20 protein-coding genes and 3 pseudogenes are annotated in these 12997 nt (G+C 59.0%); 7 read left to right on the top strand and 16 right to left on the bottom strand.

Annotated features, from left to right (window positions below; translation table 11 throughout):
- Window positions 1–422: carbon starvation CstA family protein (locus tag Q2941_RS37350; RefSeq protein ID WP_458195624.1), on the top strand; the 422-nt coding region annotated here is incomplete at its 5' end.
- Between the two features lie 5 nt (window positions 423–427).
- Entirely contained in the window at window positions 428–655 is a 228-nt protein-coding gene (locus Q2941_RS37345) for a YbdD/YjiX family protein (protein ID WP_458195623.1), read from the top strand.
- 482 nt (window positions 656–1137) lie between these two features.
- Here the strand turns inward: Q2941_RS37345 and Q2941_RS37340 are convergent, their stop codons facing one another.
- Both Q2941_RS37340 and Q2941_RS37335 read right to left on the bottom strand, forming a co-directional pair.
- Window positions 1138–1290, bottom strand: a complete 153-nt coding sequence (locus Q2941_RS37340) for a hypothetical protein (protein ID WP_458195622.1) — start codon at window positions 1288–1290, stop codon at window positions 1138–1140.
- Between the two features lie 340 nt (window positions 1291–1630).
- Entirely contained in the window at window positions 1631–2110 is a 480-nt protein-coding gene (locus tag Q2941_RS37335) for a GFA family protein (protein ID WP_458195621.1), read from the bottom strand.
- A gap of 458 nt (window positions 2111–2568) precedes the next feature.
- Here Q2941_RS37335 and Q2941_RS37330 point away from each other — a divergent pair, with 458 nt between their 5' ends.
- The 4 genes from Q2941_RS37330 to Q2941_RS37315 all read left to right on the top strand — a co-directional run bounded on the left by Q2941_RS37330 (window position 2569) and on the right by Q2941_RS37315 (window position 4544).
- Window positions 2569–3147, top strand: coding sequence for a hypothetical protein (locus Q2941_RS37330; RefSeq protein WP_458195620.1), 579 nt, complete (start codon window positions 2569–2571; stop codon window positions 3145–3147).
- 254 nt (window positions 3148–3401) lie between these two features.
- Window positions 3402–3596, top strand: coding sequence for a hypothetical protein (locus Q2941_RS37325; RefSeq protein WP_458195619.1), 195 nt, complete (start codon window positions 3402–3404; stop codon window positions 3594–3596).
- 157 nt (window positions 3597–3753) lie between these two features.
- Complete coding sequence (locus Q2941_RS37320; RefSeq protein WP_458195618.1) at window positions 3754–3876, top strand: hypothetical protein; 123 nt, start codon at window positions 3754–3756, stop codon at window positions 3874–3876.
- A gap of 395 nt (window positions 3877–4271) precedes the next feature.
- Window positions 4272–4544, top strand: coding sequence for a terminase small subunit-like protein (locus Q2941_RS37315; protein ID WP_458195628.1), 273 nt, complete (start codon window positions 4272–4274; stop codon window positions 4542–4544).
- Between the two features lie 247 nt (window positions 4545–4791).
- Here the strand turns inward: Q2941_RS37315 and Q2941_RS37310 are convergent.
- From Q2941_RS37310 to Q2941_RS37285, 6 genes and pseudogenes are all read right to left on the bottom strand, one after another.
- Window positions 4792–5301: pseudogene (locus Q2941_RS37310) on the bottom strand (sulfatase-like hydrolase/transferase); the annotation flags it as partial.
- A 130-nt stretch (window positions 5302–5431) separates the two neighbouring features.
- Complete coding sequence (locus Q2941_RS37305) at window positions 5432–5611, bottom strand: hypothetical protein (protein ID WP_458195627.1); 180 nt, start codon at window positions 5609–5611, stop codon at window positions 5432–5434.
- A gap of 40 nt (window positions 5612–5651) precedes the next feature.
- Window positions 5652–5876: a DNA ligase-like domain-containing protein gene (locus tag Q2941_RS37300; RefSeq protein WP_458195617.1), complete on the bottom strand. Its 225-nt coding sequence runs from the start codon at window positions 5874–5876 to the stop codon at window positions 5652–5654.
- Window positions 5848–6189: an ATP-dependent DNA ligase gene (locus Q2941_RS37295; protein ID WP_458195616.1), complete on the bottom strand. Its 342-nt coding sequence runs from the start codon at window positions 6187–6189 to the stop codon at window positions 5848–5850. The genes Q2941_RS37300 and Q2941_RS37295 overlap by 29 nt, the downstream gene beginning before the upstream one ends.
- A gap of 839 nt (window positions 6190–7028) precedes the next feature.
- The gene (locus tag Q2941_RS37290; protein WP_458195615.1) at window positions 7029–7256 is read right to left on the bottom strand and encodes a hypothetical protein; all 228 of its coding nucleotides are present in this window, start codon (window positions 7254–7256) and stop codon (window positions 7029–7031) included.
- A gap of 349 nt (window positions 7257–7605) precedes the next feature.
- On the bottom strand, window positions 7606–7794 hold the full coding sequence (locus Q2941_RS37285; RefSeq protein ID WP_458195614.1) for a hypothetical protein: 189 nt from the start codon (window positions 7792–7794) through the stop codon (window positions 7606–7608).
- A 495-nt stretch (window positions 7795–8289) separates the two neighbouring features.
- Here Q2941_RS37285 and Q2941_RS37280 point away from each other — a divergent pair, with 495 nt between their 5' ends.
- A complete protein-coding gene (locus Q2941_RS37280; protein ID WP_458195613.1) occupies window positions 8290–9282 on the top strand; it encodes an AraC family transcriptional regulator in 993 nt (330 codons plus the stop codon).
- Between the two features lie 226 nt (window positions 9283–9508).
- On the opposite strand, the gene Q2941_RS37275 is transcribed toward Q2941_RS37280, so the two are convergent.
- From Q2941_RS37275 to Q2941_RS37240, 8 genes and pseudogenes are all read right to left on the bottom strand, one after another.
- Window positions 9509–9817, bottom strand: a complete 309-nt coding sequence (locus tag Q2941_RS37275; RefSeq protein ID WP_458195612.1) for a hypothetical protein — start codon at window positions 9815–9817, stop codon at window positions 9509–9511.
- Between the two features lie 211 nt (window positions 9818–10028).
- A pseudogene (locus tag Q2941_RS37270) lies at window positions 10029–10135 on the bottom strand (SOS response-associated peptidase); the annotation flags it as partial.
- Window positions 10136–10150: 15 nt separating this feature from the next.
- Window positions 10151–10384: a hypothetical protein gene (locus tag Q2941_RS37265; RefSeq protein WP_458195611.1), complete on the bottom strand. Its 234-nt coding sequence runs from the start codon at window positions 10382–10384 to the stop codon at window positions 10151–10153.
- A 411-nt stretch (window positions 10385–10795) separates the two neighbouring features.
- Window positions 10796–11269 carry a hypothetical protein gene (locus tag Q2941_RS37260; RefSeq protein WP_458195610.1) on the bottom strand — a complete coding sequence of 158 codons (474 nt, stop codon included), beginning with the start codon at window positions 11267–11269 and terminating at the stop codon, window positions 10796–10798.
- 156 nt (window positions 11270–11425) lie between these two features.
- Window positions 11426–11515: pseudogene (locus tag Q2941_RS37255) on the bottom strand (SOS response-associated peptidase); the annotation flags it as partial.
- Window positions 11516–11588: 73 nt separating this feature from the next.
- Window positions 11589–11789, bottom strand: a complete 201-nt coding sequence (locus tag Q2941_RS37250; protein ID WP_458195609.1) for a hypothetical protein — start codon at window positions 11787–11789, stop codon at window positions 11589–11591.
- A 154-nt stretch (window positions 11790–11943) separates the two neighbouring features.
- Complete coding sequence (locus Q2941_RS37245; protein WP_458195608.1) at window positions 11944–12213, bottom strand: hypothetical protein; 270 nt, start codon at window positions 12211–12213, stop codon at window positions 11944–11946.
- 49 nt (window positions 12214–12262) lie between these two features.
- The gene (locus Q2941_RS37240; RefSeq protein ID WP_458195607.1) at window positions 12263–12670 is read right to left on the bottom strand and encodes a hypothetical protein; all 408 of its coding nucleotides are present in this window, start codon (window positions 12668–12670) and stop codon (window positions 12263–12265) included.
- Window positions 12671–12997 lie beyond the last annotated feature (327 nt).

Here is a 12997-nt window from a genome sequence, read left to right as displayed (position 1 = left end):
TGCTCGCGGCCATCGCGCTGATGCTGTGCACGGTCGTGCTGTTCAAGATGAAGCGCGAGCGTTACGCCTTCGTCACGATGCTTCCCACGGCGTGGCTCGTGATCTGCACGCTCACGGCAGGCTTGCAGAAAGTCTTCGACAGCGCGCCGAGTGTCGGCTTCCTCGCGCACGCAAACATATTCCGCGCGGCTGCGGACGCGGGCAAGGTGCTGGCTCCGGCCAGGAACCTCGACGAAATGAGGCAGATCGTGCTGAACGATACAATCGATGCGGTCATGGCCTTTATCTTCGTGCTGCTCGTCGCGAGCATGATCTATTTCGGTGTTCGCGCCTGCATAGACGCCTGGCGCGCGAGCGGCTGGACCGCGCGTGAGCTGCCGGAAGCGACGAACGGTCCGCAAGTCGCGGTCCCGGCGGAGTGAAGCGGATGAAACAGGCTGCGACGACGAATCTCAAAGACGCACTTGCCGCCTTCGGCAAGTGCGTATGCGACGGCGCGCGACTGATGATTGGCGTGCCCGACTACGAAACCTATGCGGCACACATGCGCCGCATGCATCCCGAGCAACCGGTCATGAGCTACGCCGAGTTTTTTCGGGAGCGACAGTCGGCGCGATACGGCGCCGGATCGACGCGCGGTTTCCGCTGCTGCTGAGGGGCATCAGCGGGTATATCCTAATCTTCGGTTGATTGCGGCATTCAGATCGTGGCGCTGGCGTCACGCCATGCCGTTCTGGCGATCTATGGGATCCGTGAATACGCCGCGGCCGGCGGCCTGATCAGCTATGGCGCTAGTGGCGACAACTCCGATTAGCGTAGCATCGAATCCAAACACAGGTGTTGCCAAAGCCGCGGTGTGCGGGTCGGTAACCCCTGAGCTGTACAAGACGACTCCGTCGCCCGCCTGATCTCTTGCCGGTCCCGACGCATACCGGCGAAGCACCTGGGCGATCGCCGAGCCATCCATCGGTCTGACCTCGCCCGGCTGCACACGCAGGCGGATCTGGCTCGGGCCCTCGACGCGAAACAGGCACCGCCGCTCTTCACCGTGCGGGACATAAAACGTTGCGGTCTCTCCGCTACGAGCTGCAAGCTGCCGGTCGCCCCGAGGGATGCGACAGCGTGGGGCGCTTTCGTTCAGCCAGGGCGCTGCGCTGTATAGGTCCAAGCTATTGAGCCGTAGGTCAGCGTGACGCCGCCGCTGACTTTGTCCAGCTCGTCAAACGGCAGTTCGCGGGTACTGGCGCTGCTGACGCCGCTGGATTCGTGCTTCTCGCTTGTGCTGGTCATAGCTCTCTCAGCTCCGGACCGGACGTTGCTCATGCTCTGCTCCCTTGGTGAAGGTGCGGACGATCATGCATTTCTAGAACACCACGCCATGTTGACTGTGCCGCGCATCACACTCCCGCATTGATTGCGCAGCACTGGCACAGGAGGCACATTGACACCGCGCACCCACTGCCAGGCCACCACCACGGCTCCTTTCTTTTGCGCTAACGACAAGAAAACGCGCCAACCCCGATGTCGGCGGATGGGGTCGCATCATCACTTGCTAAAGAGTGGACATTAACCCGTAAGCTCAGGACTGTCAGTCGCGAGGCCGGTGGCGGAATCAAGACGAATTGCAAGATCAAGACGCCGCGTTCGGATAACCGGCCCGCTTTGCGAAGTACTCGTCAACTTTGTCCTTTATACCCGTTAGCGGCGGCCCCTTGAATTTGGCGGTGTCGGGATGAACGGGGTGCCAAGGCTGTGCACGTGAAAGCCAAACCTCGGCCGTCGGTTGAAAGCGAGAAGGATCGTCAAGGCTAATGGGCGAAATGACTACAACCTGAGGGTTCGCGGGCCACCGCGCCCCAATGAAGCTCCCGCATTTGCCACAGAACCCTCTCTGAACAAGTCGCCCACTCTGGGCCACGACTTCATGAAAAGTGGGCGTGGACTTCAGATAACGAAACTTGTCGGCAGCAATGAACATCCCCGGCGCAAAAGCGCTTCCGCTGGCGCGTTGGCAATCGCGGCAATGACAAATGATCTGAACTATCGGTTCTTCGGAGCATTCGTACCGAATGCTTTCACAGGCGCACCCGCCGGTTAGTATCGCGGTCATTGTACCCCCTTCAACGTTCAGATTTCCTATGCAGAAGATCCAGCATGGCATCTTACCGCCTGAGCATATCCATGTGGTGGATCTCCCGGGTGCGTCGTGGGGTCGCGCCACTTCCGCTAATGGGATGGTCCCGGCCGTGCTCCAGCCCCGCCAGTGATGGAAGCTGGCTTGGGGCACCGAAGACAAGGAGCACGCCATGTCACGTCTCAATTCCGACAAATTCCCGGCCGGATCGGACGGCGACCCCCAACTCAGTCCCCAAACAGTGCAGGAATCCTACGCCGATCCAGATCAAGATGGGCGCTAGATAGCCGCCCAAGGTATTCGCGCAGTAAGTTGCTCAATCCGTTTTCGGGCTGGACGCTTGGCGGCTGGGTTGCCACGCTGGTGTATGCGGTCGGCCACCGCGATCCCAGCCCGCCGCCGCTTGCTGTTCGGTGATCTGGAGGATGTCACCAATGAAATGCTGGCTCGCTGCTTTCTCAATCGCCGTCAGCCTGATCGCACCAGTGGCGCGCGCCAACGATGCCTTGGAAGCTAAGGTGCGGGCCTACGTTCCGGTCGTCTCCCTCGCCAAAGAATGTGACCTCAGGATCAATGACGCCACTTCGGGTGACCACCGCGCCATGCTCGAAGCAGTGAAATCCGACCCGAATGCCGACAAACTCGCCTACCGCCTCCATTACGAAACGCTGACGGCCTACATCAAGGCCCGCGACGGAGGTCAACGGGTCGCCTTCTGCAAGGACTTCATTGCAGCCAACAGCCAATACGCCAAGGCGCGCTTCACCGCCGTGGTCGAGGGCCACATGAGCGACGTCAGCATTAGTGTGCAGAAAGCGATTGCCCACAACGTCTGCGGTGCGCCCCCCGTTAAGCTGTCCAAGGCCGACTGGAAACCGTACGCGCTCATCAAAAAGATGCTTCAGATCGAGCAGAAGTTGGCCAAGGAAAACGCCGAGACGAACGGCTGGAACGTCACCGAGGAAACGACAGCGGTCACGGAACAGTTCTGCGCGGCTGTAAAGACCCGATGAACAGGGCGCGTTGTTCTATGAGTTCTCCCCGACGGCAATGCCGGGGGCAGGCGCAGGGGAGGCAATGCCGACGTATGGGAGTGCCAGAGCTGTGGCCAATTCGCCACAACCAAGACTTTTGAAGATTGCCTGTCTCGGGTGCCGTATTTGGGGCGTCAATATCCTTCACATAAATATCCACAGGAAAATCGACCGCGACCATACCTGTCACGGCGCGAGAAAATCTCTTTTGTCTCGTGTGATTTGGGGTTGAAATGATCGAACCGACTGCACGGATGCCGAGCGTGTCGCTGCTTCCAGCAGAGACAATCAATACGATCCTGACTGCGCTCATGAGCGCAGAGGGCGCGCTTGATCTGGTGTATCGAAAGACCAGCATCGAAACTTACGGCCACGCCCTCGCGCAGGTGCGGGTGGCGCTCGACGATTTCGCGGATTTGCTCGCCTGATGGTGTGCTCCGTGCAGCGGCTGGACCGCTCTCACACTGCTGGATTTGCTAAGGCACCCGTTGCCCGGGGCTTCTGGGCACAGTGTGCGTGAGCTAGGAAGCCGTTCTTCGCTTCGTCCCGGTGACGGCCTTTTGGCCTTCCAATTTGGAGTACGCCATGCCTGAACTCGACAGGGTGAAGCCCGCAGAAGATTTGCTGTTCGCATTCACGTCTACGATTGCCGCCGCCTTCGCCATGGGCTTGCCGATCGCGGTAGCTATTATTTGGATTTGCTCCTGACATCCCCGTCCGTTGCGCCGGACATTCGTTTGCGTACCACTCGGTATCGGAACCGCGATTTCGCTGCGGGCAATATTCCCAAGGTCGCGGTCGCGCGGTCCCCGCGCGCGCGGCGCTCCCCAAGGGACCCGGACGACCGACTCCAGGCGGCGAACGGCGAGGGGTCAGACAAGTAACGGTGACGAATCCTGAGAACGGGAAGTCTGTTACTGTGGTGATTAACGATCGAGGCCCTTTACGCGCGGGGTTACGCTTGATCTAACTCGTGGCGGCGCCGCTCGCGCGATTGGCATCTACCGAACGCAGTGGGTGTGTATGATCTGAGAGCATCAAACGTAGCGACACGGCGGTGATCGCGCGCAAGCAATCGCGGCCGTGCGGTTGCCTCGCAAGCGCTGGGCAACGCGGGGCCACTTTCGCGACCGCTACGCGCGCGCGAGGCGCTGATGGATTTTTACTGTGAAGAAATCCTAAAGATCGCGTTCGACGACAGCGGCGACTTTTTCATCGATAAGGACAAAAGGGGGCGCGACGTGGTGGTCGCCGATCATGCGCGAGTGCAACGCGATCGGCTCAAGGTCGACAGTTTGAAATGGATCATGTCGAAGTTGGCGCCGCGGCATACGGTGAAAAAACTGTCGATGAGTTTCCGGCGGAAGAGCCGGTAGTGAGGATTACGCGCACCATTATTTTCCCTCAAGGACACGAAACCGGCGCCGAGCCCGCAGAGCCTCGGCAACTGACCTTTTCCCCTCCACCCGACCTGCCAGCGACTTTCGGGCCGTCGCCTGCTATCGTCCAGGATCGCCTTCGCGATATCTGAAAAAGGGTGCGAACCGACACGAACGGCGCGAGTTGGGACGCTCTCGAGGAGCCAGCCACCGCGCATGGGACTTTGCAAAACTCCTGATTTACTGGAAACGAGAACCAGTAAGGATCGGACATCGCGTCGAGGTGATACAGGTACCCGAAGAATTCGTCGAAGCCGTGCACTGTCGGCAGGTATTTGTTGAGATCGCCGAGGTGGTTCTTGCCGAACGGCCCCGTTGCGTAACCGAGCGACTTGAGCGCGGTGGCGAGTGTGACGGCTTGGTCCGGTATGCCAACGTCGGCACCAGCCTGACCAACGGTCGTCAGTCCCGTGCGGATCGGCAACTCGTCCGTGATGAAGTTGGCGCGTCCCGTCGTGCAGCTCGCTTCGGCGTAGTAGTCGGTGAACATCATGCCTTCAGACGCCAGCTTGTCGAGGTTCGGCGTCTTACCCCACATCATTCCGCGGTGGTAAGCTCCGATGTTGAACCAGCCAACATCGTCGCCCATAATCACGAGGATGTTGGGCCTTTGCTGTTGCTGCGCGGTTGCCGGTGCCGCCGCCACCAACCCGGTGACAAACAGCGCGAGCACGTGAGCCGCACGTGGGCGAATGCTTCGCGGTCGCGCATGGTCGCCGGGCGGTTGTTGAGAGCGATCAGCGGCGGATCGGGTGTTCCGGCGGATGTATCCGCCCCATGATCTAGAAAGGCCCCGGCCGCGTGAGCGCGCGGGGCCCTTTCGCTTAACGCTGATGACCTAGTCCAATTCCAAGGCTGAGAGCCTTCTGTCGCAACGAACCCTCGGAGCGCTTCATCAGCTTCGAGAGTTTGACTACCGGGGTGCGGGCCTTGGAATGAGCCTTGAGCAACTTAATGTCATCTTTGGTGTACTCTTTGCGCTTGCTTTTCGTCTTATTTGCCACTTGATGTTCTCCGGCGTGATCGATCGCCGGGTTAAAGTGATCATGCGAATGCGTCAAGCACTCGCTGCATCGCAGGGTGCTTCCGGTTCTTCACTTTGATCCAGTAGCGACAACGTCCAGCTTCGTAAGGCCGGTTGCGGCGTTTTGACACCAGCCCCTCAAGGCCCATGCCGCATGCGGCGCGGAACAGATCAGGCCCAAGCTCGCCGCGCTCGAACGGATTAACGAAGACACCTTCAGGACGCCGCGCCAGCAGGCGGTCCAAGTTCGCCTTCCGCATCGAAGGGCAGCATGCGGAGGTCATCACCGCCTTCGGCGAGAATATCGAAGGCGCAGAACTGCACTTCGTGATCGTGCTTGCGCGAGTGCAGCGCGTTGAAATCAGAGATGCCATTGACATCGAGCACGACCGCCTCGCCATCGAGCACGAATTGCTTTTGCTTCATCTTGCTGGCGGCCTCGACGATCCAAGGGTAGCGGCTGGTCCAATTGTAGCCGCCGCGCGTGATCAATCGCACGCGATCGCCGTAGCGCTCCAGACGGAGGCGGTAGCCGTCGTATTTTACTTCATGAACCAATCGGGACCGTCCGGGACCGAGGTGTCCTTGATGGGCAGGCAAAATTCAAATGAACGCATGTGGGAAAAATAGGCATGCTCGGCCAATTTTTCGAGGTGCGCGGCCCAACCCGAACCTAATTCTCGTAGACGGCCCGTATTTTTTCGCACGGAAGGCACTTGTCCACGCGCACGTACGGCCGGTTGCCCATCCTTGGCAGTATGGCCAATAGCATCATTAACCGGCCGCACGTCTCACAGACCGGGGCTTGTGGGATCATATTGTCAGAGCCGGTGGGCGTCGTCGAACGTTGAACACTCGGCCAGCGGCGTTGCCTCCGCAATCGCAACATTCGCACGCGCCATCCTCACAGCACGATATCTTCCATGCAGTAGCCTACGACTAGCCACCACCAGTGCAGAAGAAATAGGTAAGTAACCCTTGTGGGCTAATGGCGAACCGATCCTTGGCCCTATCTGCTGCGGGCCGGCGGGGCGAGCCAGTCTGGCGGCTTATCGCCAAGTCCGCGCAAAAGAGCCGGCTCGAAGGCGGTCTCTTTATTGCATTGCACCGAACCAAAATACATCGGGATCAAACGTGTACGCGGCCCGGCGTGATCTTCCTCGGTCGTGAATTGGGTCCGCTGCCTGCGCGGGTCTACACCAGGCTGGGTTGATCGAGACGGTCTCTCGCACCACGAGTGCCACGAGAGCAGAGCCGATAGTGCCAGTGCCCGACGGGGCCAGTGCCGACAGTGCTAGCGTCCTCGCGGCCAGAGAAAGCGAGCATCAACCTCCGCGCCCCGCGCGGCGCAAGCGCTTGCGCCCGCGAGGGGGCGCGGCTGGTTGATGTAAATTCCGTTAACGCGGCTCCGGCGGCTCTGGCTTGTGTGTTACGTCGAGTTCGGCCAAGCGAAGTTCAAGCTCGCTGAGCTGATCGATCAGTAAGTCCACGATTTCTTCGTAGTCAGAAGCCGTGAGCGAATGCACGCCGAGCAACGCCATTTGGTTCTGGAGTATCGTCGCCATCATGGCCTTAACGTTCAATGGGTCGCCCTCGTCTGAAACTAGGCCGTCATAAAAATTCAATTTGAAGTAGATTCCAAATAACGCCGATGCGCAACGCGCGTAAGACTACGGATTACGCGCGTGGACGACGAGGTGCTCTGCATCGGACAAGGAAGCGCTACTGCCGCCTCCATTTATTCCAGTGCAGGCGTAGAGGTGATCCGTTGGCAAGGAAGACACTTGTAGACCTGGACGGCTCTGCGATTTCCGATTGCCGGCAATCGTCCCACCGGCATCATTTCGCGCGCGCACTTCTCGCACGCCGGTGGTGGCTTGGTATTCTCATGGGTTCGCATGGCAAGGGACCGCTACCCGATCGACGACCGCCGGACCACTTGGGAAATTTACAGGTGGATGGACGGCACCCAGCTCACCAGTCTGTTGGACTGTACCGCAAGCGTCGGCGGTCGATTTCTTCTCGCAGCCGTTCGGCCTGCTGCTTGGCGGCCTCGCCTATCAGGCGGTGACTGCCTCCATTGAGATTGTCCGCCGAGACCTGCTGCTTAATGTTTTCGTACAGACGCAAAACGCTCTCGTCGCTCAGCCCTTCAATACCCATGACGCAATTACCTCATTAAATATTCGAGGACTATTGCATATCATTGGGTCGCCGCCAATCGGCGCGCGGCTGTCGAAAGGTTCGCTGCCACGGACGCCGGCAAGCGATGGCATCTTCTCGCCGGACAATGGGCATCGTGGGTGTGGATAGGTCAGCTGTTAGCATTATACCGGCCACCGATCCGTGCTCGCATGCACCGCCGCTTGTGACCAACTGCGACATCAGCGGCCTGTTTTATGCTGCGAGGCGGTGCATAGCTCTGGCGCTGGCATCCCAAGAATGAAGATGCCACCGAATGTCGCTCACCAATATTGCGGTATGTCAAAATAGGTACATTGATCAGAGGTAATAGCCGAACTAAGGTACAACCAGGACCGCCGGCATCACCTCCGCCGCCTTTGTGCGATCCGAAGAGTCGTTGCTGTCACACTTTTTGTCCGACCAATCGCGCTTGTTGCCCGCCAAATCGTAGTCTTGTTTTTTGGGAGAGCAGAAGTGGCGTGGAGTAGAGTGCTTTGCTTTACCGATCCGCTGGCGTGCCAAGCCGCCTTCCCGTTTTCTGACATTGAAATACTTCCGACGACGAAAGATTTTCGGGTCGAGATGACCCAGGTCGCCATGAGCCGGCTCTGGTTGCAACGTACTCACTTATCCTCGCCAACAGTCAGCATCGCCACAAGCAAGCCCGGTCGGCGATCGATCGGCTTTCTTACCGAGTCCAATTTGTCACCGTACCATCACTGTGGAATTGAGGTCATCCCCGGCGACATCATTGACAACACGCTTGAAGCGGAGCATCGACGATGCGGTCCTGGTCTTGATTTCGGCGCGATGTCCATCCCAACCGGCGAGCTTGATGCCGCAGTCGAAGCGATAATTGGCTGCAAGTTGATGGAAACGTCGGAACGGCACTTTTTTCATCCGCACCCCCAGTCGATGTCACGGCTGCTGAAGTTACACCGGGCGGTCGGACAGCTCGCACACGACACGCCCGATATTTTGCAACTGCCGGAGGTGCTTCGCGCGCTGGAGAATGAACTCGTGCACGTCATGGTCAGATGCCTCGCTGATGCGGCCGGCGAAAAGACCAGCACTCGTGGCCGACATGATGCGATCATGGCGCGGTTCGAAGAGTTTCTGGAGGCAAACCCCGGCCGGCCGCTTTATCTCACCGAAATCTGTGCAGCTATCGGTGTCGCGGAGCGAACGCTTCGCGCGTCCTGCGAAGAGCATCTGGGCATGGGACCGATCCGGTTCCGTCGAATGCACCTCGTGCATCGCGCGTTGCTGAGCGCGGCTCCATCGACGTCAACCGTCACTCGGATAGCTACCGACCATGGCTTTTGGGAGCTTGGCCGTTTTGCGGTGGCCTATCGCGCCGCGTTTGGAGAGTCGCCGTCCGAGACCTTGAAGCGCCCCACGAAGCAGATTGCGAGCCACCTCAATCATCGCCCATCATCACTCGTGGCCGCCGAAGCCAACGCATAATCTTGCAAATGGGGAAGCCTCATTGCTGCGTGCAAGAGTCTACTTTTGGCCCATCGCGCCCATACTGGGCCGACGACTTTTTGTCTGCTCTTCGGGGTTAAGCGGACAGACGATGCTGCCGCCCGATCTTCTCCTCCCCACGCATCGCGATCTTGAGCACATCATCCGGCAACGGCCATTGCAGCGCCTTCGCCTCATCCCACGGCGCGCATCCATACATCGCCGTTCAGCGCCGATTGGCATCCATGAATTCGAGGATCGAGTTCGGGACCTCGCCGAACTCAACGTAGCGTCGGCGCAGCTCGTCGGCGATGTCCATGGTCGCGTCACGGGACCAGCCTTCGGCGGTATTGAAGGCCACGATGCGGACTGGACGACTATACTGGCCTTCCACTAGGTCGCGGATCAGCGTCTCGCGGTCAGCATTGTCAGCGTCGGTCTCGCGCCAGTAGCAGCCCATCCGGCCGAAGTCCTCCAGCACCAGATAAGTGTTTTGGTCGGCCCCTTGGGGCACAATCGATGGCGAGGCACGCATAACGAAACTCCCGGACCAAAGCGTGCCACTAGCCTACGTGCCAGTGAATGCCGCGTCAGCTTACAATTTGTGTCGCCAGAATTTCCCCGAGAGCCCATCATGCTGACTGGCATTTTGTTCCAATTGAAGTCGGACCGCATGTCTGCGCCGCGCTTGCCGCAGGTCGTGCGGGTGAAGTCGGCGCCTAGGCCGCCACCTTGTCTTCTTTGTCCTAGCCGCGCATCACGATCCTGAGCGCATCACCGCCAACGGCCGTTGCAGCGCCTTGGCCTCATGCCATGGTGCGCGCATCCAGACATCGCGCTCCTCATCGGTCGTCTGACGCTTGATCACCTAGGTCTTCCTCGGGTGACAGATGATCTGTTGGATGCTGTTGAACGGCGCCACGAGGGGCCTAGCTTTTGCGTGGTCCGTATGATCGGTCCCGGCGATGAAATCCCTCCCCACGGTGTAGGGCGGGTACATGGTACATGCGTTCTGCACGCCGAACACAATCGTCAAGGACTCGCAGTCCTCTCCTAGCTTCGAGAGATAGCCTTCCAGCGTATGCGGGTCGATCTCCGACATCAGGTTGCCCCTTAGTGGGACTCCAATGTGCAGCTTAATGGGGGCGCGGACAAATGCAGAATAAATCCGGGGAACCATCGATAGGCCGACGCCGGAAATTTCCCCCCGGCCCCCCGCGTGACGGTCCTCCGCTTCGATCCGACATCTCATATCGAAGCAGGACTGTCCTACGACTCGTCCGCGCCTTCGCGTCGTCCCATGGCGCGCGCATCCAAACATCGCGCTCTTCATCGGTCGTCAGGATCACCGGCATCGCCCTGGGCAGATCGAGCGGCTGGAGAAGTTTGCCGCAGTCGTGAGAACCCTGATCCGGCGATGCCATCGGATGCGCGCCTGGTTGAATGGATAAAGCCAAGGCGCCCGCGAACTGAGGCGTGGGGCTCGCGAGCGCGAACGTTTAGCGGAACGCGCTCAAGGCGTTTTGACGATAAATCTTCCGTCGTAGAGACCCGCACCCTTGAACGTACTCTTCACGCTTTCAAAACCGCCCGTGCCGCTCGCGTTCGCGTAAGCACCGGTCCCCGACAAGATCGTATATTCACCTTTGGTCTGCCCGTCTTTGACTGCCCCGGTATAACGCGCCGTAATCGAGGAGCCGTCCTCGAACGTGTAGGTGCTGTACCCGTAGATCGGTCCCGAGCCTTTAAGCAGGTCCGCCGAATGGACGAAATCCTTGACCGCAACACGGCCGTCTTTGAAGAAGGCGACGCCGAACATTTTGCCGGACATCACCGTCTCGCCTTCGACGTTTGCGACTTCCGTTACCTTGAGGTCGAGCGGCTTGGTAACGAGCTTGAACTCAAGCACCTGCTCCCCTGCGAGAGCAGCCGAGGCAGCCGCCGCAAGGACCGCTGATAAGAAGTAAGAGGCGTAACGCATTCGCATGGTATTCCCCTCCTATAATGATCTCAAAAATATCTGGCCGCTTAACTGGGGCAGTGCTGTTATAGCGCAACAATCCTAAGTTTACGAGACTTGCTGGTGACGAGTAAGGCCACCCGCTCCCGCGCGGCGGTGGTCAGCGTTATCTCGCTACCGGCCTCCGTGTTGCGGATCACGAGCGCTGGATAGTCGATAGTCGGGAAAGACGCCGGGCATCGGCGGCAAGTTGTCGACGTAGCGGTTGACCATGCGGAAGAGCGCGAGGATGGCGGCTTGGTAGGTGGTGATGCTGTAGAGAACACCGGCCGCCGACCTCCTTGACCTAGATCGTGCGCTCGTTGGTGGCCCGCAAGCTGCGGACGTAATAGCCGTGTCTCTGAACGGCTGACCTGATCTCGGCGCTTACTTTCAGAATTCTTTTTCTACTCTTCCGCCACTTATTTCCAGAGTAGGACACAGGTATCGCAGAGCCTGTGCCTAGAACGAGCAAGTCGCGCTTGTCATTGCGATAGACATCAAACACTTTTCGCCCCCGCTGATTATATTGATATAGACATGAAATAAGACGGACCAGCTTAATATCTCGAAGGGCTGCGCGGGTTGTAAATCTGCAACGCTCGCCATTTTTGCTTCACCGCGTTCCGGGTCGGGAATGAGCTGATACGCTTCTAGACCGCTTAGTCGGCCTTGACGTGATCGGCGACGGCTTCGGTGCGGGATGAGCTCTTGTGCTCGCGCCGCGAGTATTTCAGGTAGGCGACGCGGCATTTGTCGAGCGGGAAGCCGCCACCTTGCCGCTGGATCACGCCTTCAGCTTCGAGCTTGCCGATGTACGCGCGGCTGCAATCGAGGTGCAGCGCCAGCGCCGACGCGCTGACGGTTACGGGCTTTCTGGATCGCGGCTGAGAGGCGACGGGCGGGCGATCATTGCTGACGGCCTCAGTCATCGTGTTCGCTCCTGTTGCGTCGCGGGAAGATAGACTTGAGCCCAATCGGTTATTTAGATTTGATCATCAGGTTGCCCTTGTACCGCTGGAACTCATATGTCCGATGGCTCTTGCGGTCTGGAGTGGTACCATCATAGCAGCTCGCCGAAATTGTAGCGAAGTAGGAGGTGCCAGACGGTGCCGTGTCTTGCTTCGTTCGGATGCTTTCTGGATCGCAGTAGATCTCCTTCTCGCCACCAATGTTGAAAGCGAAATCCCATTGGTTGATCGATAGGATTTCGGTGCATTTGTGGTCTTCGGTCCAACTCGGCAGCGTGTAAGTGGTAGTGTCACCGTCTTTGGACGGGGTACACCACTCGCCGATGAAATCTATGGGCATCTTTTTCGGGGCAGCATGTGCGTAGTTGGCGGCCATACTGATCGAGTACAGAGCCGCCGCCAAGATCGCCTTCTTCATTTCACTTCGCGTCCTTTCCGAGAGCCAGCTCAGCCGCTCTCCGATCCTCGGTCCATCCATTCGGATGGTTGTTGATATCGCTTCTCGGTAACTGCAACCACGGATTTTCTGGCAGATATCCTCAATAGGGGCGGTCGCGCGTACCCCGCTTTTGCTGGCACTCCCAGAGAACCTAGAGCCTCGACGCGGAGGGACACCATCCTTCGACGGTCCCGGAGCGTTCGCGCAGCTTGGCTATCCTAGCCAAGCCGCCCGCTTTTTCCTTGATCCGCCGAATAGAACCGCTATCTCCGCTTGGAGCTGGCACAGGGTCTACGGACTGGTCCG

The sequence above is a fragment of the Bradyrhizobium sp. UFLA05-153 genome, assembly GCF_054185185.1.
Note: the sequence above shows the minus strand (reverse complement) of the source record. Positions and strands in the feature narration are given on the sequence as shown.